The 23564-nt window shown below is 45.4% G+C and carries 17 protein-coding genes and 1 pseudogene; 10 read left to right on the top strand and 8 right to left on the bottom strand.

The window, feature by feature from the left end:
* Positions 1-221 precede the first annotated feature (221 nt).
* Positions 222-581 (bottom strand): winged helix-turn-helix transcriptional regulator, encoded by a 360-nt coding sequence (locus ACX5J7_RS16330; RefSeq protein WP_015066852.1) that lies wholly within the window; start codon positions 579-581, stop codon positions 222-224.
* Positions 582-780: 199 nt separating this feature from the next.
* Between ACX5J7_RS16330 and ACX5J7_RS16335 the strand changes: the two genes are divergently transcribed.
* The gene (locus tag ACX5J7_RS16335; protein WP_015066851.1) at positions 781-1272 is read left to right on the top strand and encodes a (2Fe-2S)-binding protein; all 492 of its coding nucleotides are present in this window, start codon (positions 781-783) and stop codon (positions 1270-1272) included.
* On the top strand, positions 1269-3566 hold the full coding sequence (locus tag ACX5J7_RS16340; protein WP_498707540.1) for a xanthine dehydrogenase family protein molybdopterin-binding subunit: 2298 nt from the start codon (positions 1269-1271) through the stop codon (positions 3564-3566). The genes ACX5J7_RS16335 and ACX5J7_RS16340 overlap by 4 nt, the downstream gene beginning before the upstream one ends.
* A gap of 174 nt (positions 3567-3740) precedes the next feature.
* Here the strand turns inward: ACX5J7_RS16340 and ACX5J7_RS16345 are convergent, their stop codons facing one another.
* Positions 3741-4235 carry an acyloxyacyl hydrolase gene (locus tag ACX5J7_RS16345; RefSeq protein ID WP_462835049.1) on the bottom strand — a complete coding sequence of 165 codons (495 nt, stop codon included), beginning with the start codon at positions 4233-4235 and terminating at the stop codon, positions 3741-3743.
* Between the two features lie 260 nt (positions 4236-4495).
* On the opposite strand from ACX5J7_RS16345, the gene ACX5J7_RS16350 reads away from it, so the two are divergent.
* The 5 genes from ACX5J7_RS16350 to ACX5J7_RS16370 all read left to right on the top strand — a co-directional run bounded on the left by ACX5J7_RS16350 (position 4496) and on the right by ACX5J7_RS16370 (position 13767).
* Positions 4496-5134: an NAD(P)H-dependent oxidoreductase gene (locus ACX5J7_RS16350; RefSeq protein ID WP_015066848.1), complete on the top strand. Its 639-nt coding sequence runs from the start codon at positions 4496-4498 to the stop codon at positions 5132-5134.
* 1 nt (position 5135) lies between these two features.
* On the top strand, positions 5136-7070 hold the full coding sequence (locus tag ACX5J7_RS16355) for a monovalent cation:proton antiporter-2 (CPA2) family protein (RefSeq protein WP_498707541.1): 1935 nt from the start codon (positions 5136-5138) through the stop codon (positions 7068-7070).
* Positions 7071-7316: 246 nt separating this feature from the next.
* A complete protein-coding gene (locus ACX5J7_RS16360) occupies positions 7317-8450 on the top strand; it encodes an efflux RND transporter periplasmic adaptor subunit (protein ID WP_498707543.1) in 1134 nt (377 codons plus the stop codon).
* Positions 8451-8453: 3 nt separating this feature from the next.
* Positions 8454-11501, top strand: a complete 3048-nt coding sequence (locus ACX5J7_RS16365; protein WP_498707544.1) for an efflux RND transporter permease subunit — start codon at positions 8454-8456, stop codon at positions 11499-11501.
* 331 nt (positions 11502-11832) lie between these two features.
* Positions 11833-13767, top strand: a complete 1935-nt coding sequence (locus tag ACX5J7_RS16370; protein ID WP_474375712.1) for an EAL domain-containing protein — start codon at positions 11833-11835, stop codon at positions 13765-13767.
* A gap of 131 nt (positions 13768-13898) precedes the next feature.
* On the opposite strand, the gene ACX5J7_RS16375 is transcribed toward ACX5J7_RS16370, so the two are convergent.
* On the bottom strand, positions 13899-14144 hold the full coding sequence (locus tag ACX5J7_RS16375) for an EAL domain-containing protein (protein WP_474375713.1): 246 nt from the start codon (positions 14142-14144) through the stop codon (positions 13899-13901).
* 50 nt (positions 14145-14194) lie between these two features.
* Positions 14195-15618 (bottom strand): annotated as a pseudogene (locus tag ACX5J7_RS16380) (sensor domain-containing protein).
* Between the two features lie 358 nt (positions 15619-15976).
* Here ACX5J7_RS16380 and ACX5J7_RS16385 point away from each other — a divergent pair.
* Positions 15977-17017 (top strand): helix-turn-helix transcriptional regulator, encoded by a 1041-nt coding sequence (locus ACX5J7_RS16385; protein ID WP_498707545.1) that lies wholly within the window; start codon positions 15977-15979, stop codon positions 17015-17017.
* Here ACX5J7_RS16385 and ACX5J7_RS16390 read toward each other — a convergent pair.
* From ACX5J7_RS16390 to ACX5J7_RS16400, 3 genes are all read right to left on the bottom strand, one after another.
* A complete protein-coding gene (locus tag ACX5J7_RS16390; protein ID WP_462835055.1) occupies positions 17014-18099 on the bottom strand; it encodes a cell division protein FtsZ in 1086 nt (361 codons plus the stop codon). The two genes, ACX5J7_RS16385 and ACX5J7_RS16390, sit on opposite strands and share 4 nt — an antisense overlap.
* Before the next feature lie 870 nt (positions 18100-18969).
* Complete coding sequence (locus tag ACX5J7_RS16395; protein WP_498707546.1) at positions 18970-19533, bottom strand: hypothetical protein; 564 nt, start codon at positions 19531-19533, stop codon at positions 18970-18972.
* A gap of 466 nt (positions 19534-19999) precedes the next feature.
* Complete coding sequence (locus ACX5J7_RS16400; protein WP_498707547.1) at positions 20000-20245, bottom strand: hypothetical protein; 246 nt, start codon at positions 20243-20245, stop codon at positions 20000-20002.
* A gap of 480 nt (positions 20246-20725) precedes the next feature.
* Here ACX5J7_RS16400 and istA point away from each other — a divergent pair, with 480 nt between their 5' ends.
* Both istA and istB read left to right on the top strand, forming a co-directional pair.
* A complete protein-coding gene (istA, locus tag ACX5J7_RS16405) occupies positions 20726-22219 on the top strand; it encodes an IS21 family transposase (protein WP_012518117.1) in 1494 nt (497 codons plus the stop codon).
* Positions 22212-22961 carry an IS21-like element helper ATPase IstB gene (gene istB / locus ACX5J7_RS16410; protein WP_008301732.1) on the top strand — a complete coding sequence of 250 codons (750 nt, stop codon included), beginning with the start codon at positions 22212-22214 and terminating at the stop codon, positions 22959-22961. Before istA ends, istB begins: the two co-directional genes overlap by 8 nt.
* Position 22962: 1 nt before the next feature.
* Here istB and ACX5J7_RS16415 read toward each other — a convergent pair.
* The coding region (locus tag ACX5J7_RS16415) for a hypothetical protein (protein ID WP_498707549.1) at positions 22963-23564 on the bottom strand (602 nt) is incomplete at its 5' end.

Here is a 23564-nt window from a genome sequence, read left to right on the forward strand (position 1 = left end):
GCCCCGCTAATTAAATGCATTCCATCGCCTCAAAATTAATACCTAACCATCTGGGTCGATTCACCCTTAACGAAACTTATACTTTAGTATAAATAGTATAGTTCAGTTTTTATCTTTCGCTTCATAAATCGCCTAAGCCAAAGGATTAGCTAGCGCATTTTTTTAAAAGGCAGCATCTGCGGCCTATCGCCGCCCTTTTTTGGCGCGCTTATTTTACGCACTTAGTCGCTTGAATGACTTTCTGACCATACTCTAAGCTGTTCAAGAATATCTAACGCAGAGCGCCCGAAACCGGTTAGGCTGTAAGCCACGGCAATGGGACGAGAATCGATCACGTTGCGTATCACCATCCCGTTGTTTTCTAGCTCTTTAAGACGCTGGTCAACCATTTTACGACTTGCGCCACCTAGCATTCGGCACAGATCGTTAAAGCGAACGGGCTCATCTTTTAAATGATAAATAATAGACCCTGTCCATTTACCACCGATTAAGCGCATTCCCCGCTCAATCGCACATGGCTCAGTGCACGTATTTAAAACGGTTTTCTTACCCTTAGCATCTGTTTTTATTTGAGTTTTCATTGATGTCCTTTAGAAAAGTACCCTAGTTACTAAAAGTAAACTGATTGCTTAGTTGAACAAGGTAACTAAACTATACCACATGATACATGCTAGCCCACAGTGGCGCATCTTTTATCAGTCAGTCTACTTTATATAAAGGTTCACCGCCTCATAAGGCAGTAAGAGCAAATTAAACTATAACTTCACGGTGATGAAAACCATGATTGAATTTACGTTAAATGGAAAAAAAGTGCAGACGGATGCTGCCTCAGATACGCCACTCGTTTGGGTTATTCGAGATGAGTTTGGGCTAAAAGGCACCAAGTTTGGCTGCGGCGTGGCTATGTGTGGTGTATGTACTGTGCACATTGACGGCAACGCCATTCGCTCGTGCTCTTACCCCGTTTCGCTTGCTAAGGGGAAAGACGTAAACACCATAGAAAGTCTAAACAATGAACATCCGCTGCAATCAGCATGGGTGGAAGAGCAAGTCCCCCAGTGCGGCTACTGTCAGTCTGGGCAAATTATGCAAGCCGCAACGTTGCTTGATAAAAACCCCACCCCCTCTGATGAAGACATCGTCAACCACATGAATGGAAACTACTGCCGCTGTATGGCCTATACCAGAATTAAAAAAGCCATAAAACGGGCCGCAACCTCTTCTGTCCAGTACTTTGACCCCAATGCGACATCAGAAGGTGAAAACGCATGAGCATAAAAGATATTTCTAGAGAAAAGAAAGACACGGTAAATCTGTCGCGCCGTTCATTTATGGTGGGTTCGGTTAAATCATCTTTGCTTATGGCGTTTGGCGCATCGCTAATACCCTCAGTGTTATCGGCTAAAGAAGCATTAGAAACCAAAACGTTTTCACCAAACGTCTGGTTTGAAATGGATACCGACGGAAAAGTAACAGTGAACATTGCCAGAGCGGAAATGGGTCAGCACGTCGGCACCGCCATTGCTCGCATTCTGGCCGATGAGCTTGAATGCGATTGGAACAAAGTGTCTATCGTTCATGTCGACACCGACCCGAAATGGGGCTACATGGTAACAGGTGGTTCATGGTCTATTTTTCAATCCTACAAACCTATGTCGCAAGCGGGCGCCGCAGGCCGTCAGACACTCATTAATGCCGGAGCCGAACTTTTAGGCGTACCGCCATCAGCATGTGAGGCTAACGCGGGATTTGTTGTATCGGGAAGTAAAAAGGTCAGCTATGGCGATATTGTCGCTAATGGCAACATCGACAAAACCTACACGGCTGAAGAGCTTGGTGCCATGCCTATAAAGCCTGGTAATAAACGTCATTTAATAGGCTTGGGCAACGAATATAAAGCATTAGATATTCCTCCAAAGACCAATGGTACCGCTGTCTACGGTATCGACGTTGAAGTAGACAACATGCTGTACGCCCGCCCTATTCTTCCGCCAACCCGCTACGGCAGTAAAGTTACCGGTGTTGATGATAGCGAAGCCAAGGGTTTATCTGGCTACAAGGGGTATAAAGTACTAACCGACCCGACGGGCACAATTGAAGGCTGGGTGGCGGTGCTTGCTACCGATTATCCTACCGCAATCAAAGCGGTAGATAAGGTGAAAGTGAGTTATAACACCGGCAAGAATGCTAATGTCAGCGAAGCAGACATCCAGCGAGAGGGAGAGCGTATTTGCCGAGACCGCGATGAAGGCACGCTTTTTGTTGACGAAGGCGACATTCGTGATGCGCAACAACAGGCAGCAAACTCCATTGAGTCTCTGTATACCACGGCTACTGCAAGCCACTTCCAGCTTGAGCCGCTTAATGCTATTGCAGAATTCAAAGACGGTAAATGGCATATCCACACAGGTAACCAATGGCAAAGCCTAACGTTGCCTGCAGCCGCTAAAGCAGCCGAAGTACCAGACTCTGATGTTGTCATTCACCAATATTATTTAGGTGGCGGATTTGGTCGCCGCCTTTTTGGTGATTGGGTTATTCCCACGATCCTTACCGCAAAAGCGGTTGGTCAACCGGTTAAAATGCTATTTATGCGTCCAGACGATACGATGTTTGACCAACCTCGCTCAGCGTCAACATCGTTATTTAATGCGTATTTTGACGGGGCTGGAAATTTTGTGGGCATGGAGCATGCGCTAGCAGCAGGCTGGCCTACGCTCGCTATGGCACCAGGCTTTATGCCTGACGGCGTTGATGGTAAAGGTAAAGTCGATCCGTTTTCTGCTTCTGGTTCTGACCACTGGTATACCATGGAGCATCACAGAGCACGGGTTATTAATAACAAAGTGGCCCAAGACACTTTTACTCCAGGGTGGCTGCGCTCGGTCGGCCAAGGTTGGATAGTATGGGGGCTTGAAAGCTTTATTGACGAAATTGCGCACAAGACCAAGCAAAACCCTGTGGACTTCAGACTTGCCATGCTAGATGGTAAAGGTAAGCAAGCAGGAAAAGCCCCTGAAAGCGTGGGCGGCGCTAAGCGATTAGCGAATACCCTCGAAATACTTAAAAAGAAAACCGCGAATGTAAGCTTAGGTGAGAATGAAGGTATTGGCTATAGCGTGACGGCAGGCCAAGAGCGCACCATGCCTGCATGGCTGGCAACCGCAGCGCATGTTCACGTAGACAAAAATACTGGCAAAATTACCCTTAAGAAGCTTTGGGTAGTGGCCGATGCGGGCATAATCATCCACCCCGACGGTGCTATGGCGCAAATGGAAGGCGCTTTACTTTGGGGTACCAGCTTGGCGTTGTTTGAACACAACGAAATAAAAGACGGTTACGTTGCAAAGAAAAACCTTACCACTTACCAGCCGCTTCGCATGGCCGATGTGCCGGATATGGACATAGAATTCATTGAAAGTGATGAATTTCCAGTTGGCCTAGGTGAACCTGGTGTCATAGGCGTGGCGCCAGCAGTAGGTAACGCCGTTTATCAAGCCGTTGGGGTACGCATGCGACACCTTCCAATGCTTGCAAACGATGTTAAGAAAGCATTGACCGCCTAAAGCGCCAGCCATGTAAACGCGCTTTTGGCGAGTGCCATGAGTAACCATCCCGCCTATGAAGCGGGATGGTTACTATCGTTTTGCCATGTAGCTTGTAATTGCAAAGCTCGCTAACTGGTTGAGAAGTGCTAGCTAAGTTGCAAAACATCGCCGCGAGAAATGACACGCCACGGTTTAAAAGCGATAGTGCCCACTTAGCACAAAAGATTCAGAGCCCGGGTTTGTATCGCCTAACCCACCGTTAGAGATATGCCCGATTTCAGCTTCTAGCGATACATCGTCTGTTACGTTATATAGCGCAGCAATTGACGAGTAAAACTCGATGGTATCGCCTAAATTTTCCGACTCATCAACTATGCCAGCATGAAAGGCTAGGCGTACCGAAAAGCTTTCATATTCATAAACATCTTTAGCTACACCCGCCGCAAAATAGTGCTGCCCTTTATCAGCATTAACTAAAAGTACCGTTGGCCGCAGGCCATAAAACGACGTCAGCGGTTTATGAATATAAGCGACGTGCATGGCGTATCGGTCTACATCATCGAGCATGTTCCAAGCCGCAGCCCCCGCTTTTAATTCACTCCCCTGAGGTAAGGCGTGAGTAGAAAGTGATGTAAAAGAAGAAAGTAAAGATAATGCAACTGCGAGTGTTTTAAGTGGTGTTTTCATGGTTATACTGTTTTAAGTCAAAGTTAAAAATAACGTTCCGTCATCGTTATATTTGGTATTTTAAAGGTGAGTTCATAATGGTTATCAGGTTACTTTTTTCAACCTAATGATAATTAGTAACCTTATAACTTTGAGGAAAAAGACATTATTAATTGCTCTAAACGGCATATTACATTTGATCGAAACAGCCTTGGTGCTCGAACAAAAAGCCGTGTGAAACTATTGATATTCGGTGTGGAAGAATAAATGAGTAAAGCTGTATGACTGATACAAACACCATTGAAGGGAACAAGCATAGTAAGAAGGTATTGGTTCTTTTTGCTCACCCAGCGCCAGCTCGTTCGGAGGTGAACGTCCCGCTTTTCAACGAAGCGAAGTTGAATAAACAAGTAACCGCTGTCGACCTGTATGCACAGTACCCTGACTTCAATATTAATATTGAACGGGAGCAACAACGTTTAGTTGACCACGATGTGATTGTTTTTCTCTTTCCACTTTACTGGTATTCAACACCGTCGATATTAAAAGAATGGCAAGATTTAGTATTGGAATATGGCTTTGCCTATGGCCATGAAGGCACAGCGCTTAAAGATAAGCTGTTTCTTTGTGCCATAAGCGCAGGAGGCAAAGAAAAAGCCTACCAAAGCGAGGGGTTTAACCACTACACCATTAGGCAGTTGCTGCAGCCATTGGAACAGATGGCACAGATCACTCATATGAACTATATCGCGCCCTTTGCCATATTTGGCTCTCGCACAGCGCAAGAAGAGCATCGGGTAGCGGAACACAAAGAAAAGTGGAGAACCTTGCTTACTCAACTGACCACCAATACGCTGGATACAGAAAAAGCTAAGCGTATGGAAAATCTCGCCGACCTTTATACGAGTGAAGGAAACTAATGTGACGGGTTATTTTTTATACGCATTTATCTACTTGGTGGCCGCGGTTATTGCCGTGCCTATAGCCAAGCGACTAGGGCTAGGCTCTGTTTTAGGTTATTTAATTGCCGGATTAGTGATTGGCCCTATATTCGGCCTTGTTGGTGATGAAACCGTTGCTATACAGCACTTTGCAGAGTTTGGCGTTGTAATGATGCTATTTTTAGTTGGTTTAGAGCTTGAGCCTCGTTCTCTGTGGGCCATGAAATCGAAACTTTTGGGCCTTGGCGGCCTGCAGCTAACGTTAACCACTGCGCTTATAACCGCTACCGCGCTGGCGCTGAAGCAGCCGTTTGGTATATCACTCACCATCGGCCTTATTTTCGCTCTTTCTTCAACCGCGATTGTACTGCAAACCTTGCAAGAGAAAGGGCTTCAGAAATCTGAAGGAGGAAAAAGCGCTTTTTCCGTCCTGCTATTTCAAGATATTGCGGTTATTCCTATGCTTGCGCTTATTCCTCTTTTAGCCATACCTGAACTGGTTGCAGCCGGCGGTGAGCAAGGAGGCGGCGAGGCACACGACAGCTTTAACTTGGTAGACGGCTTGGCGCCTTGGGCCTATGGGCTTGTTATTATTAGTTCGGTTGCCTTTCTCACCATTGGTGGCCATTACTTAAGCCGCCCGCTGTTTAAGTTTGTGGCAGCGTCTGGGTTAAGAGAAATTTTCACCGCTACCGCACTTATGCTTATTATCGGCATTGCTGCGCTTATGGGGCTTGTGGGCCTATCTCCTGCGCTTGGCGCATTCTTAGCAGGGGTGGTATTGGCTAACAGTGAATTCAGGCACGAGTTAGAAGCAAACATAGAACCGTTTAAAGGTTTATTGCTAGGCCTTTTCTTTATCACAGTGGGCGCAGGCATTAACTTTTCAGTCTTATCTGAAAACCCCATGCTTATTGCAGGTTTAACCCTTGCCGTTATGCTAACAAAAGCCGCCGTGCTGTTCCTTATTGCGCTTATCTTTAAAATTAAAGGCACCAACAAGTGGCTGTTTATTTTAAGCCTTGCGCAGGCCGGTGAATTCGGCTTTGTCTTGCTTAGTTTCGCGTCTCAAAACTATGTATTGCCTAAAGATATTATCTCACTACTTTCCCTAGTAGTGGCAATTTCGATGTTTTTAACCCCAGGGCTTTTCATTTTATTCGACAAAGCCATTATTCCTCGTTATCGAAATAAAAAGTCAAAACGCGACCAAGATACCATTGATGAAAAAGGTACCGTGGTTATTGCGGGCATTGGCCGATTCGGACAAATCATCAATCGATTGTTAATGGCCAACGACGTTGAAACTGTGGTGCTTGATATACGTTCAGAGCAAATAGACCTAATGAGCCGCGTTGGTACAAAAGCGTACTTTGGTGATGCATCTAAGCCAGACATACTGCATACGGCGGATATTCATGAAGCCTCGTTAATGGTTATTGCCATAGACAACAGGGAAACCGCAGCCAAAATGGTCAAATACGCCAAGCACGCTTACCCAAACATTAAGGTGCTAGCCCGTGCCTTTGACCGCGGCCACGGCTACCGTTTACGCCAGCTTGGCGCTGACTACGTTGTGTCTGAAACTTACCATAGCGCGTTAGAAATGGGGGCAGAAGCCCTGCGTTCGCTCAATGTTCACCCCTTTCAAGTAGAGCGACAAAAAATGGCATACAAGAATATTGAGTCGCAACAAAATGACGTGCTGTATCACGCGTGGGCTGACGATTCGAGCGGCGAACGCGTCGATAACAACTACCTTAAGCTATTTATTGAGTTAGAAGCGCTTATCGAAAATGCCTTAAAGGCCGATTTACACGACAAGCACTCTAAAATGCGTGGCTGGACACCGCCACCAAAAGGCTATGCCGAAGAGCTTCAGCCAGATGAAAGACCAAAGAACACGAAAAGGTAATACGGGCTTTTGACGTTCGCCGCGTACTCGTTACTTCGCATTTTCACTGTCATGTCATTGAAGAAATAACTAAAAACCTGATCGAAATGGGAAAAAAAAACCTATAACCTGTGTGTTCTTAAAACTAGGTGAGCGCGTTTTTAACATACAGGCCGTTAGGGGAAAAACGTGCGCTTTAGTAAAACGATAACAAACCCGTGGTTAACTATGGGGTGCAGTAGTGGTTTATTTAAATGGAGAGTCACCATGTCGACTGAAAGAAGTCTGTTTCACCGCGCAATTCTTCGTGCCGTGATTACGTTTGTAGCGCTTATTGGGGTGAGTGCTTGTGAAGATGCCCCGACACCACCTAAAGCGGTGCCCTACGCGCCAGTGACCCTTTATAACGTACAGCATTCTGACGAGACCATTGCCAAATTCCCCGGCCAAGTTGAAGCTTCTGAATACTCAAACCTCTCATTTCGCATTGGCGGAAAGCTACAGGAACTAAACGTAAAAGCCGGAGAAGAAGTTAAAGAAAACCAGCTTATTGCGCGGCTAGATGACAGAGATGCGAAAGCGCAACTTGCTACAGCCCAATCACAGTTTGATGTGTCGTCGGCCATGTTTGAGCGCATGGAAGCGTCTGTTGAAAAAGGCGCCGTAAGCCGCTCGACCTTTGATGAAGCCAAGGCAAACTTTTTAGCTGCTAAAGCCAACCTCACTAACGCCCAAGACCAGCTGAGCTATACCGAGCTTCGCGCCCCCTTTGCAGGTCTGATTGCGTCGGTTCCTGTAGAGAACTATCAAGTTATAGTGCCTCAACAGACCATTGCTGAACTGCATATGCCGGGCGCCATTGACGTTACTTTTCAACTGCCAGAACAAAAAATGCGTATGATTGACCGTTCGCGGGCGCGTAAAAACCGTAGTTCGGAAATGGCTTGGGTGACCTTCTCGGGTATGCCAGAAAAGCGCTACGGCGCAATGTATAAAGACCACGAAAGCTCCACCCGACAAGGTGAGTTAAGTTACGAAGTTACGGTTACCCTGCCAGAGCCTGACGATATCAATGTGCTCTCTGGTATGAGTGCAACCGTTTTGCTGGATATGTCTAAACTGATTGAGTCTGACACCAAGCTGTGGCTAGTGCCCTTCGGCGCGGTAGTGACTGATAACGCACAACCAGAAAAAGCCATTGTATGGCGCTTTAAACCTAGCGCTGATGATGCCCAAAAAGGCAGTGTTGAAGCCGTTGAAGTAACAATTACCCGTGGCATTTCAAATGGCTTATTAGTGGAAGGGCCGCTAAAGGATGATGATAAGATAGTTGCGGCAGGCGCGCACCTTGTCAAAGAGGGCCAGTCTGTATCGGAGTGGACGAAAGAAGGAGGCCTGTAAGTCATGGTCGAGTATTTTTTTCGTCAAAAAGTTATTAGCTGGATGGTTGCCATCATTTTAGGTGTTGGCGGCATCGTTACCTTCTTAGGCTTAGGGCAGCTAGAATTCCCAGAATTTACTATAAGAAATGCCCTTGTCATTACCCAATACCCTGGGGCCACGCCTGAACAAGTGGAAGAAGAGGTAACTCTGCAGCTTGAGAAAGCCATTCAGCGAATACCTAATGTAAAGCGCATTAGTTCCGTAAACATGGTGGGGCTATCGCAAATTACCGTTGAGTTAAAAACTAGCGTTCAAGCCAAAGATTTAGAGCAATACTGGGACAACCTACGCCGCAAAGTGGGTGATGCGCAAGCCTCGCTTCCGCCGGGTACCGGTACGTCTATCGTGAACGACGACTTTGGCGATGTGTTTGGTCTTTTGATGACGCTTCAAAGCGAAGATTACACCTTAAAACAAATGGAAGACTTTGCTGATTTAATGCAGCGCGAAATCCAGCTTGTGGAAGGCGTTAAAAAAGTCTCTATTGCAGGTACGGTAAACGAGCAAATTATCGTTTCTCTTGATCACGATAAAATGAAAACGCTGAATGTATCAGCCGAGTCTATTGCAGGCCTGTTAACGGCTCAAAATGTGGTGGGTAATGCAGGGTCGATTAAAGTTCAAGGCAAACGTTTGTCTATTCAGCCAACCGGCGAATTCGATAATTTAGAAGCCCTTGGCCAAGTAGTGATTGGGTCTCCGGCGAGTGGACTTATTCGCTTAACGGATATTGCTACCATCGAGCGCACATTAAATGACACACCTTCTAATCTTTATCACAGCGATAGCACGCCGGCGCTGTCGATTGGCGTTTCTTTCGCATCGGCGGTTAACGTTGTTGATGTTGGTAAGCGCTTAGATACCAAAATTGCCGAACTCGAGCAGCGAATGCCGCTGGGTATGAGCCTTAATACCGTCTACAACCAACCTTCCGTGGTAGACGATTCCGTAACCGGCTTTTTAATTAATCTTGCCGAAGCCGTTGCCATTGTTATTTTCGTCTTACTGCTATTCATGGGCTGGCGCAGCGGCGTGCTTATGGGGTTGATATTAGTGCTTACTATTCTTGGCACGTTCATATTGATGTCGGTAAAAGGGATAGAGCTGCAGAAAATATCTTTGGGCGCGCTTATTATTGCGCTAGGTATGTTAGTAGATAATGCGATCGTGGTTACCGAAGGCATGCTTATTGGTGTGAAAAAAGGCCAGACCAAACTACAAGCGGCGAAAGATGTAGTGAGTCAAAATGGGCTACCCCTGTTAGGTGCTACGGTTATCGCCATTACCGCTTTTGCACCTATAGGGCTTTCTCCTGACGCAACGGGCGAGTTTGTGGGTTCCCTGTTCTGGGTATTGTGCTTTTCTTTGTTTTTAAGCTGGATCACCGCGCTTACCATTACCCCGTTCTTTTTTAATTTATTGTTTAATACAGAAAAAGAGCGCGGTTCAAGTGACGAAAACGACGACCCATACAAAGGCATTATTTTTACTACGTATAAGCGCGTACTCACGAGTGCCATTAACCACCGCTACATTACCATAGGCGTGGTACTCCTTGCTCTTGGGGGCAGCTTGGCATCAGGGAAGTTTGTTAAAAACGCCTTCTTCCCCGACTCGTCAACGCCGCTCTTTTTTGTAGATTTATGGCTACCTGAGGGCAGCGACATATTAACCACTGAGCAATCAATACGCCGCTTAGAGGCTAACGTGTTGGGCATGCAAGACATTGCCAATGTCACCAGTGTTATTGGCAGTGGCGCGCAAAGGCTAACCCTCACCTACGCCCCTGAAGACAGGTACGCCAGCTACGGTCAGCTAATTGTGGAAACCAACACGGTTGAATCGCGCGATGCGCGTATGCGAGAAATCATAGAACTGGTACGCAAAGATTTCCCTAACGCGCAGTACAAAGTAAAGGCGCTTCAAGTAGGCCCGTCGGCTAAAGCGGCTATTGAAGCCCGAATTTATGGCCCTGAGCCCGACGTACTAAGGGAGATAAGCAGTGATATTGAAGCGATATTCCAAGCAGAGGAAACCATGGATAGCGTGCGTTTGTCTTGGAGTAACAAGGTGCCTTTTGTGGAGCCGGTCTTTCTTGAAGAACAAGCGCGTCGCATCGGCGTAACCCGAGATGCCGTTCACACCGCATTTCTGCTCAATAACGAAGGTGAAACGGTAGGGTTATACCGCGAGGGCAGTGACTTAATTCCTATTGTCATGCGCAACGACCTTAACCAACGCTATGATATTGACAATCTCGCTTCGCTGAATGTGTGGAGTCAAGAACAAGGGAAATATATCAGCATGGCTGACGTAGTCAGCAATGTAGATGTTACTCTTGATAACCCTATCATTAAGCGCCGCAATCGGGTGCGTATGCTAGCGGTTTACGCTGAGCCACTTCCCCTTTCTGGCGAAACCGCTGCCAGCGTTCAAGCGAAGGTACGCCCATTAGTAGAAGAACTATCGCTGCCCGATGGATATCGCATTGAATGGGGCGGCGAATACGAAACCTCTCGCGATGCGCAAAGCGCCCTGTTTGCGAGTATGCCTATTGGTATCTTAGGCATGTTTATTATTACCGTGTTGCTGTTTGGAAAGCTGCGTCAAGCGCTAGCCATTTGGGGCGTTATTCCACTGACTACCATTGGTATTATTGGCGGTTTAGTGTTAGTTGGCGCCCCCTTTACCTTTATGGCCCTGCTGGGAAGCTTAAGCCTTATTGGTATGGTGCTTAAAAACGGCATTGTGTTAATGGAAGAGATTAACGTGCAGGCCAAAGGCAATAGCGGCGCGTTTGACGCAGTTGTCGCAGCGTCGGTCTCTCGTGTACGCCCTGTGTCTATGGCGGCCATTACCACCATATTAGGCATGATACCGCTATTTTCTGATGCCTTCTTTGCATCAATGGCAATAGTAATTGTGTTTGGCCTGACAGTGGCAACCGTACTTACGCTGCTTATTTTGCCAGTACTGCACTGTACCTTCCATGGTATTAAATCTGAATAGCCTAGACATTTCGCTCTGTTTAGTACGTTGTAACGAGTAGCGCCAAAATGGCGCTACTTCCAACAGCCTAAACAGTCAGCGACAGGAAGCACCTCCAAACGCTGATAAAGCACTTAATAGGGCATGGTGGCTAGACACATTATAACCACTAAAGGCCATATCAAAGCGTCATTACTTCTCGCTTAACGTTATGTTTTGCTATACATTTATGAGTATTATTGTTCATAAATAGTATGCGCATACTCTGTAGGCTACAATTATGCCCATTAACGTTACATCTATTTATTGAGCAAAGACTTAATTTCTCAGTTAAAGGAGATAACTGCTAGTAATGAAGCTAACTAATCAAACTAATTGGGGTGTTGTTGCCCTATTGTTTTTAGCGTTTACTGCATTGTCTGTCGCCGAACTACGTGAGTTACAATTAAACACGTCTGAGGCGGTCACGCTACAGGCTGAAAAAAGCGCGGCAAATTATAGAAAAAACATTGATCAGCTCTCCTCTCTGTCACCGCAGACAGAGGAGCTAGTCCTTAGCACCCTTCTAGAAAGTACAGTATCGCAGCCCCATATATCTTACGCCGCAATTGTTGACGCAAGCGGTAGTGTGGTAGCCAAAAGAGAAGCGGCAATTCAGAACGCTGTACCATCGTGGTTCACGTCAATCGATTCCAATTCAGAATTGGAAAAACGCATACCTTTAGGCGATAGTCAGCGCGCGCTCGTACTCACATCAAATAAGCTTGAGGTATACACCAGGTTCACTAACGTACTACTTAGGAATATTATCGCCTTTGTCGCGCTTTCACTGCTTGTTTCATTGTTAGTTGCAGTAATGAATCGACGATTTAAGCGACCTATCGAAGATACCGTTAGAAAACTTAACGATATGGGGAGCCATAATTTCACGTCGCCCCAAGTGAGTGCCTCTTCTGGCGACTGTGAACAGTTGACGAGTAGCGTTAATACCCTTTCAAGCACGCTAGCCTCGAAGTTCGATGAACTTACACGCCAGTCTGAGCTATTTAAAAAAGAAGCGAGCAAAGATTCATTAACTAAACTAGCCAACAGAGGCGCGTTTGAGCGCCACATGCGTGCGCTATTAAACGAAAACGCAACCTCACAAGAAAAAGAGCTTATTATTGTACGGCTAGCGCAACTGGCCAGTATTAATACCAAGTTAGGTATGGTGCCGGGTGATAACTATGTTAAAGCGATAGCGAACATCTTGGTTGAAGAAACCAAAAACAACAGCAACGTGCGCTTTGTGTTTCGATTGACTGGTGGAGATTTCGCATTAATTTGCGAGGCCATGGAAAAGCCAGCAAGAGATCTCATGCTGACTAACATATCAAAGCAATGCACTAGCGCCTCGCCATTACGCGATGGCACCAAAGCCACGTATATCGGTATTACTCGCTTTACCGGCACTATGTCTATGCCGCAAGTCATGGAAAGTGTGGATAGTGCGCTTATCGCTGCCATGAAAACCCAAAGCGGTTGGGAGTTGGCTTCGGAAATATCTCACGTACACAGCAATACGCGATGGCGCGAACGACTTAACTATATTGTCGCTCAGCAGTATGCCGACATTATGATTCAGCCGGTTATGAATATAGAGCAAAATATTCCCGCTTACTATGAGACATTTGGGCGCTTTAAAGACAAAGATACCAACGAAGTCATACCCATGTCGCAGCTTATCCCTGCTTCTGAGCGATTAGACCTAATACCACAAGTCGACAGACTGGTTACCAGCATCGTGTTTAAAAAGATGGAAGTGACCTCTCAGCAAGTCGCCGTCAATTTAAGTATTACGTCAATTGCCAATGGTGAATTTAGAGATTGGTTGGTTAACGAATTAACCCAGCGACAAGCGCTATGCCCTAGGCTTCTTTTCGAAGTTGAAGATGCCGCGCTAATACAGTATCGAGACTATGCAGAATCGCTGTGCAGACAATTGATCAAGCTGGGTTGTCGAGTCACTGTTGAACACTTTGGCGACCACTTTGCATCGCTTTCTGGCCTACGCGCGATTAAACCGCAGTTTGTTAAAATTTCCGGAAGACTGACCCAAAGCATTCATACCAATAAAGACAATCAGCTGTTCGTGTCTAGCCTTATCAATATAGCGACTGGCCTGAATATAAAAGTAATTGCAGAAATGGTAGAGACCGAAGCCGAATCTGTGGCTTTGAACAAGCTAGGTGTAGAACATCAGCAAGGCTATTATTTTGCTAAACCTGCACTTTGGAATGTGTATTAAGGTTCACATACTGTTGCAACGTAGGGGGAGTTAGGCGCACCTGCACATGGGGTTTTGCAGGTAAGAAATTGAAGCTTTCCAAGTAATAAATGCAAAAAAGAGGCGCAAAAGCGCCTCTTTTTATATCAGGCTTATTGCTTTTCAAGCAGAGCTTCAATGGCCTCGGCGCTAATGGGTTTTGAATACAAAAAGCCTTGAATAAATTCGACATTCAACGATTTACAATAGTCAGATTGACTTTGTGTCTCTACCCCTTCAACCACTATCTTCAAGTCGAGTTTGTGACCCACGTTTACAATGGCCTCCATCAGGGCGCTGTCGTAGGCGTTTTCAGGCGCGCCTTTTAAGAACGAGCGATCGATTTTTAAATGACTCACGGGGAACTGCTTCAAATAACTCAGTGAAGAGTAGCCAGTACCAAAATCGTCTATAGATTTTTAACACCTAAGTCTCGCTGAGCACGTAAATTTTCCAAAATTGCATCATCCGATTTGATCAGAACGTTTTCAGTAAGCTCTAAACCAATATCTTCAGGCGATAACCCATAATGCGACCGGCAGGCAGTTAAGCGCTCAAAGAAGGAGCTTTCTTCCAACTCTTTGCCTGAAACATTTATATCGATGCGAACTTCTATACCTTTTTCTTCCATTTTTTCGACTGCTGGCAGGTTTTTTCTAATACCCAACGCCCTATGTCTGCTATCAGTTCGCTGCGCTCAGCAATAGGTATGAAGATATTTGGCGGTACAGCACTTTCTTCATCCAAAGGGCGCCACCTAAGTAAGGCTTCACAGGATGTAAACTTGCCGGTTTTGACATCTATTTGGGGCTGGAATAAAAGCTCAAATTCGTCCTTTTTCAGCGATTCACGTAGACGAGCAGCAATATTTCGCTGCTGCCGCAACCTCTGACTTAACGTCTTGGTAAAAAAGTGGTACCTATTGCGCCCTTCAGCCTTCGCTTGATACATAGCCGCATCAGCGTGCTTTAAAAGGTCGTCAATGCCATCCCCATCCCTTGGAAATATGCTAATACCGATACTCGATGTTATGTGTACGCTTTCAGTACTAAGCTCAAAGCTCTTTTTGAAACAGTCGGTAAGCGTTTTTGCGATTTCTTCACACTGAATTTCGTCGGTTATGTTATTCGCAACATAAACAAATTCATCGCCACCAAATCGAGCTAGCATGCCATTTGCGCTATCAATACAGCTAACCAAACGTTTCGCTACTGCTTTTAGCAATTCATCGCCCCATGTATGCCCTAATGTATCGTTAATTTCTTTGAACATATCAAGGTCGATAAAGAACAGCGCAAAGCCTGAGTTGGAATGCGTCACGTCTTCGATAATAGAGATTAACGTCTGTTCAAGCTCGCGTCTATTGGCTAAATCGGTCAGTAAGTCAGTAGACGCCATACGCTCGAGCTCTAGACGTATCTCGTGCTGTTCACTTAAGTCAATATCAACACAGTACATCTCTGGCGAGTCCGAACCTTGTTTTAACATTACATGAGACGAAAAAACATGAATGGGTTGCCCGTCCTTTTTTTTCAGCACTAATTCATTAGAGGGAATGGCTTCGTCGAACTCAATCCAACGCTGATGAAATTTAACAACGTCATCTCTCATGAAGTTAGGAATAATGAGGTCCTCAAGCTTTTGACCTAAGGCTTCGTCCTTGCTATAGCCATACATGTCTTCACTTGATTTGTTCCAGTAGATAACGTTGCGGTGCTTATCGTAACCTTGCACCGATACTTTTGGCAGCGCACTAATAAGCTGAAGGAACCGCCTTTCGGCTGCTCCATGCTGTTCAAATAACGGGGGCTCTTGGTATTTTGTTAAGCTCATCTTACTCCCGCGAGTGCTAATTGTTGGATAGCGTCAATGTAAAAAAATGACCACCACCGTTTAAGTGTAGCCTATAAAATTTATGCTTAGCGCAAACTAGAGGCAAACCACAAAATAATTGTGACAAAATATACAAAGGAAGCCCTGTCTAGTAGATCATGGTCAATTCATATTACCGTTTGAGGTCTGTCTTTATAGCACCTTTGACTGAGTGTACGCAGCCGCAGGGCTTTTAAGAGTATACTTCGCTCGATAGCCTTGCTAATAAGTCGAAAAACATTCCAACATGCGACACTTTTTGTCGCAAGCTATCTCTATGCTATGGTGAAGTTACTATCGCAAAAGCCAGTTCGCCACTATGAGTGCATTTCAACGCAAACTCGACATTCTTCAATTTGTGCCTTCCGCGCCTAGAAAGGTTTCTAGCCGCCAAATTTTTGAGAACTTACAAAACTGCGGCCACCACAATATCGACATGCGCACGGTACAGCGGGACTTAGTCAGCCTAGAAAATATTGGGCTATTTGGGCTGGACGTTGATAAGCGTTCGAAACCCTACGGCTGGTTTATTAACGCGAACTTTAAGAAGCTCAACTTAAGCTTAATGGACGGGAATACCGCTCTGGCTTTTAAGGTGCTTGAACAATCCGGTGCTACGCTTCCAAACTCTACACTCAAAGAAATGCAGCCTTACTTTGCAAAAGCAAGTCAGGTCTTACAGCAAGACAGTGATTCCTTGCTTACAAACTGGCTAAGGTCGGTGGCCGATTCACAAGTTTCCCAGCCGCTTATACCACCAGAAATAGACGCAGCTTCGTTTGAACGATTAAAAAGTGCGATCTTTTTCAAGAAGCAAATCTCTGCCGATATTAAGCGTATTTTTAGTGGCGGTAATGAAATGGTTTGGAAACATTACGATAGAGTTAACCCTATGGGGCTGGTGAAACAGGATGGTCGGCAACTCTTTGTATGTACCTTTGGTTCGCTGCACAAAAGGCGCTATGCGTTGCCGTTACAGTTTATTAGAAACGTTACTGTAACCGATGAAGACTGCCAACAAGAATTTGGTGAATTAGAAAGTGTCCAGACCCTGTCGGCTAACAACAAAGAAGATATAGAGCTTAAGTTATTGGTTAAAAACAACTCTTTATTTTTACTCCACGGTTACAGGCTAAGTAACGATCAGGTAATTACGCAATCTACCCAAGCAGATAAGTCCCTGCTTACCGCCACGGTGAAAGATACCAATAAACTACGCGCCTTCTTAAGGGGCTTGGGCGACAACATAGAGGTCATTGCCCCTCAAAAACTGCGGCAGTATTTTGCTGAGCTTTCTGAAAGGCTGTACTTCGCTTATCAGGAAAAAGCCGTGCAAAATAATCAGATGTTTACTAACTAAGGTAACTCTCTGCCCTGAAGCCTCACAAAAGCAGGTATATCCAAATATGCCGCATCCTTTCTCGATGATGTCGGTACAGAGGCCTGCTTCATAGGTATCACATTTTCCTCTTGTTCAAAGCTCTGTTTCTTTAAGGGCACACCGGTCGCGATAATTAACACTTCACCAAAATGGGGTAATTCTGGAGATAGAGTCACGCCTGTAATAATGAGAGTTTGAGGGCCATCAACCAAAGATTGAAGCGTGGCTAGCATTTCTTCATACATAGCTAAACTGGGCTCTTCCCTGCACGTTAGCTGTGCGATAACGCCTTGCGCCCCGATAATATTCTGCTTATCAACTAATGGGTTTTCTAGAGCATGCTTTAATGCTTTGCTTAACGAACTGTCGTCTTCAGCTATACCTACTCCCAGCGCAGTGTCTCCCTCTAAAGAAAGAATGTGGCTAAAATCATTGATATCAACGTTAATATAGCCAGTATTGGTTAGCATTACGATAATGGCTTCAACAATTCTGTGCATTTGCGTATCACAGTGACGAAATGCTGAGAGAAGGCCTACGGTTTCATCTAGTGCAGAAAGCAATGAATCGTTAGACATCACTAATGTTGCGTTCGCTTTGCTTCGTATTGTCTCTAGTGCGTTTCTTGCAATGTCGCTTCGCTTTCCCCCCTCTGTTTTGAAAGGTAGAGTAACAAAGCACATCACATCGATGTCGCTCTCTTTAGCTAAATCAATAAGAATTGGCGATGCACCGCTTCCCGTTCCGCCTCCTAGCCCTGCGATAATGATGATAAGGTCGGCGTCTTCTATTAACGCCTTTAAGGCATCTTTACTCTGAATGGCTGCATCGCTTGCTACACACGGGTCGGCCCCCGCTCCATAACCCTTTGTTGTCGCCTCCCCTATCAATACCACTTCATGATTTGTGCATCTATGCAAAGCGGCGATATCGGTGTTAACAGAGCTAAATCTAATATTTTCATGTGAGCAAAGATTGGCCATATTACTTACAGCATTACCGCCACAGCCGCCCACGCCAATAACGTGAATATTAATTTGTTCGGTTCGAATGTTTTGCATGCGCTTACTCTGGAAAACTGACGTTTTGTAAGCATGAAACAACTGTGCGGCAAAAAGTGACGTACAGAATTAGAAGCCGTATATTAGGTCACTGCCGTAACCGCTTTAGACATCAAACCTACTCACGACTTTATATTTACTGAACAGCATTACTTCTATCCACGTGCTTTGTTTGCCGCTCGATAGCCAGTTTAAGTATATGGATATCAAGGGTTTTGTGGAAAAACTACGAGGCTTTGAATTTATGAAATTAGGGTACTGAGAAAATAACGTTATATTTTCTTAAAGCAGGATGAAAATGTTTTACTAGGGGAATAAATAGATGGTGCGTCTACCCTGATTCGAACCTTAGTCATAACTAATTTTTTATCTTAATACAAAGGTAAGACAATAGAGAAGATACTACTCAAAGTACTGCTAAAACACATTTCTAATGTGTATCACTTCGTCTGGCTTCACAAATATGAAAAGTGATATTATAAGGTTATAATTCCGTGAGACTAACCAAGGCATATCCGGGCCAGATTCACTTTTTGATCTCTCCAGCACAAACTGAAATCATTTATTAGAAACTTATTGTTGTCTCCAAGTAGTAACGGGAGCATTAAGGCTCCCGTTGACGTTCACGGAGACTACTTAAGTCATCCGGATTATCGTCAATTCCAATCATACCTACAGCAGAAATACTGCTGGTGCTTTCGGTCATAAGCTTCGCTTAAAACCTGACTTTGGTTACTAAAACTCAGGTTTCTTGGCGAGCTCAGCGTATTAGGTAGCCAAAGTATGAAGAGGGGGACCTTTTTTTACACCCCACCTTCAGGCCGAACTTCGAGCTCTCTACAAAAAAATTTTGCATTTTTGGACAGGTGACTACTGATACCGGTTTTCAACTTTAGAAATTATGTTATCGTCGAGTGACAGGTTATTAGCTTGCTTGATCTCTTCCATTCTGCGGTAAAGCTCTCTTATATCTCTAAGGTTCCGTTTCGCCCTATCACTCACTTCCCAGTCCATCTTATACTTCTGGCCGTAGAACCGTATGTAACTAACGTCCGCCTCACAGAGCTTCTCAATGGCATAATTTAGCTTTTCGTCGGGTAGCACATTTATCCATTCCCAGACCAATGTCGCGTTATTGTCTTTTGTAAACTCGAAAGATGGGGAGTTCCATCTGTAGTCATCTGCCGCGACTACGAAACTGTCAACGAATAGCCAGTCATTATTAGTAAACTTTAGTTTCAGCCTAAGAAACGCTTCATCATCTCTTAGAACGATATAGTTATAAATCGAATGGTCTCCGAATGCCCCCGTAAACCTTGGGTATATCTCATAAAGTTGCGCAATCGCATCATACTCAATACGCATCCAACTAAGCAGTTCTGTAACCCTTGGGTCGTTCCCATACCGTTCTGACAGGGCTCTGATCGTCTGCAACTGCCGTCTGTCAACTTCAACACCATTACTAAGCTGATATTTATCCCCATCATAGTAATTCGTAACGCCAACAATCGAAATGTCAGACCTGAGCGTTAGAGGAATATCCCGCTTTTGAGTTTCAACTCGATGGATGGTGCAAGCTGACAAAAACAGTGGGAGCAGGAGAAATAAGAGCTTGTTCATAGACATTCCTTGTATTTAATTCCGTAGTTTCGGAGTGTTACGTGGTTTCTCTCAAGAGACCGACGAAAATATACACTAACTCATATTATATATATACCCAGAGCAATCAAAATAAACTCTTTAAACTCGAAACTTCGGAGACTTATGCCGACGAGCGTTCAACGCGCCAGTTAATGACCTTTGTACTGGAGTCTTTGCCAAAGCAACCAGGCGCATACCATCCACTACCCTATTATTTCTAAAAGACAGCTGCTTCCCAATACTTCGAGTAGATGTTTTCTCACCAACAAGTGCCCCATACTGACATTAGGGATTGTTCCACCATCTCTGGAAGTTCGATTAGCCGTGATAACTCATTCGCTGTGAACTCTCTATTCTCAAAGATTAAGAGCACCCGCTCAATAAACTCAGTGAAAGCTGCCTTCTCTGGATCTTCACTTTGAACATCGTCTATTGCTTTGACAGGTTCACATAATCGTTCTTCAGGGAAAACACTAGCTAGCCAAGCGATAGGTTGCCTCACCATCTCCTTCCAGTCTTCAAAGCTGGCTAATTTACCAGGCGCTCTCGCGCTCTGTTTTTTAAACGCAGCCATTAGAGTTAAAGCTGCAGCAATAGTTTTTTCCCTATTATCGCTTACATACTGAACGGAGCTGAGATCGAATGAGCGTATATGGGGATTATCTGATTGTGGGTCAGTACGACAACGCAGCACGCGACGACACATATCACCCATAGTGTATGGTTATTGCCAGTTAAGGTAAGAGAAACTCTATTGGATAAAGACAGGTGATTTAACGTGCCGAGCTGCCTGTCCTGAAAAGTATCACTTGTTAAAAATGATGCGAAGGCTTTGGAATCGAACACGCCCAAAACGTTATCCCATATAATGTAGCGCTTACAACTTTTAAGCGTGGAAAGCAGCCTTTTACGTATTTTATAAAGCGACAACTATCTTGACCGGTTGTTCTGTTAAGGTTCGACACGATAATTCGAGGAGAATGGCGTGTCGGGAAATCACATCACAGAAAAACAAGTCAGGTTATATATGAAGTTCAGAAAGGATTTCACGCAGGAAGTGGCCGCCAGTAAAGCGGATATCTCTGTTAGCTCCGCCAGACGAATCGAGAATGGTCGTCACCAACCTAATCAAGCAAAACGCCAATGGCGTACCAGACCCGATCCTCTTGAAGCGGTGTGGGAGAGTGTCGTTGTTCCCATCTTACAACAAGATGAATTGATTACGCCGGTAGGCGTATTTGATCATCTATGTGAATCACATAGTGACGACTTCCCAACTACAGCACGACGTACGCTTGAGCGCAGAATTAAGAAGTGGCGACAATTACACGGTGGCGCTAAAGATGTGATGTTCTTGCAGCATCACGAATCAGGACTACTGGGAATATGTGACTTTACCCACGTCAAATCTCCTATCACCATAGGACGAGAGCCGTGTAAGCACATGCTGTTTAACTATCGCCTAGCGGCCAGCGGCTGGCAGTATTGCCAAGTAGTTTATGGCGGTGAGAGCTTTGCTGCATTCTCCGATAGCCTTCAGAAAGCGTTTAGAGAAAGTGGTGGCGTGCCCAAAGAAGTCCGCACTGACAGCTTAAGTGCGGCGTACCGAAACCATGACAATGCCGAGGCATTTACCGAACGCTATAAGTCGTTGATGGCGCATTACGGTTTTACGGCCACACGTAATAATACCGGTGTAGCGCATGAAAATGGTGTTATCGAGTCTAGCAATCGACATGTCAAAGCGCAGTTAGAACAAGCGCTGCGTATACGCGGCTCGTTCGATTTTAACTGTCGCGATGACTATGAAGGCTTTATTCAGCAGTTAGTTGGGCGGCGTAACAAGCGTATCAACACCGCCTTTATCAAAGAGCAGCGACAATTACAGCCATTGCCGCCTGTAGGTAGCGTCAATTACTCAATAGAATATGTGCGCGTCTCGCGCACCAGCACTATCAATGTTAAACGCGTGACCTACACAGTGCCTTCCCGCCTGATAGGCAGTCGCTTGCGGGTACAAGTGTATGATAACAGGTTAGCCTTATATCTCGGTCATGAACTGACTTACACCCTAGAGCGCGTTTATGCGCAAGGCAGTTCGCGTAAACGCAGCGTCAATTACAAACACGTCATAGATGCTCTGGTTAAAAAGCCACAAGCCTTCCGGTGTTCACAGTGGCGCGACGAGCTATTACCTAACGAGGATTACCGATGCATCTGGCAATATGTTAACGGCAATATGAAAGCAGATGATGCCTGTCGTTATATCGTCAGAGTGCTTCACCTTGCCAGCAAAAAAGATAACGAAATACGGCTGGGGCGCTTTATCATGCAGCAACTGAATACGGGGAGACTGCCCAGCCTGTTTGACTGCCAAGAGCGCTTCCAGCAACAAACACGTGATATACCCCAACTCCAAGTGGGGCAGCATTCGTTAAAACAGTATGGCCTACTGTTGCAAGGAGGTCGAAATGACTAATACAGCTTCACTACCATTGATGCTAAAAAGCTTGCGCTTAAGTGAGTTCAGAAACCACTGGGAGAGCCTTGCTGAAAAAGCACTGCACGAACAATGGCGACCCGAACACTACTTAAGTGAGTTGTGCCATATGGAGCTAGCAAGTCGGACAGACAAGCGACAATTACGTTACCTAAAAGAGTCAAACTTGCCCTCAGGCAAACACGTTGGCGGCTTCGACTTCAATGCCATAGAAGGCATTAGTAAAGCGCGCCTGCATGACCTGGCCGATAACCACGAATGGGTTAAACAAGCCACAAACCTACTACTGTTCGGTGCTAGCGGTGTAGGCAAAACCCACCTCGCCAGCGCATTAGGTTACAGCCTGATAGAAGCTGGAACCCGCGTAAAGTTCTATCCGGCCACCGCCTTGGTGCAACACCTACAAGACGCCAAACAGCAACTAAAACTCCAGGATGCGCTGAATAAACTGGATAAATACCAAGTGCTAATCGTGGACGACATCGGCTATATCAGAAAGACAGAACAAGAAACCAGTGTGCTGTTCGAACTCATTGCGCACCGTTATGAGAGGTTCAGCCTTATCATTACATCCAATCAATCGTTCGAAGACTGGGATGCATTGTTCACCGATACTACCATGACAGTTGCAGCTATAGACCGGCTCGTTCATCACTCACATATCATTCAATTACAGGGAGAAAGCTATCGAAGAAAAACAGCAATAAAACAGGAAGAATAACTCAGCGACAACCGGTCAAGATAATTGACGCCGGACCGGTCAAGACAGTTGACGTTCTATAGTATTTCTTCGTCACCGTTTCCGCTAACGTCAGGCCAGATAGAAGGTTCCTCACCCAAACATAGCTGTCCAATGGCCTCGGCAAGCAATGTCTTTCCACTCCCCTGCACAGGCACATCAAATCCGACGCCGGTGCCGTAGGCATTGCCGGTCTCTGTATCGCGGTAAAAATGCTTGCGAGCATCAGACTCCTGTCAACATCACCAATAAAAGGGAAGTGCTTAAATGGTGTCCATATGGTTGCTAATGCGGCTTTTAGTGATTGTGTGTCTACAGCATCATTTAAATTCAAACTAACTATGCTTGAAGTAAGAAACAACTTGGTATCATGATCATAGCCGGTTCTATTGAGAACGTTTCCGTCGGCTTTCAAAAACGGAGACGATGTAACAGCCTTCAGCTCCTTTAATGAGCGTTGAGGACCAATACTTAAAAGCTGCTTAGTAATTGCTTCTGGGGGGCCTTCAAGATTTATGTTGGCTCTTTGCTTCTGCTGAGGTGGTTTAATTGAGTTGACCAGTCCAGTTAAGGATATAATTGAAC

The organism is Alteromonas infernus, from assembly GCF_902705815.1.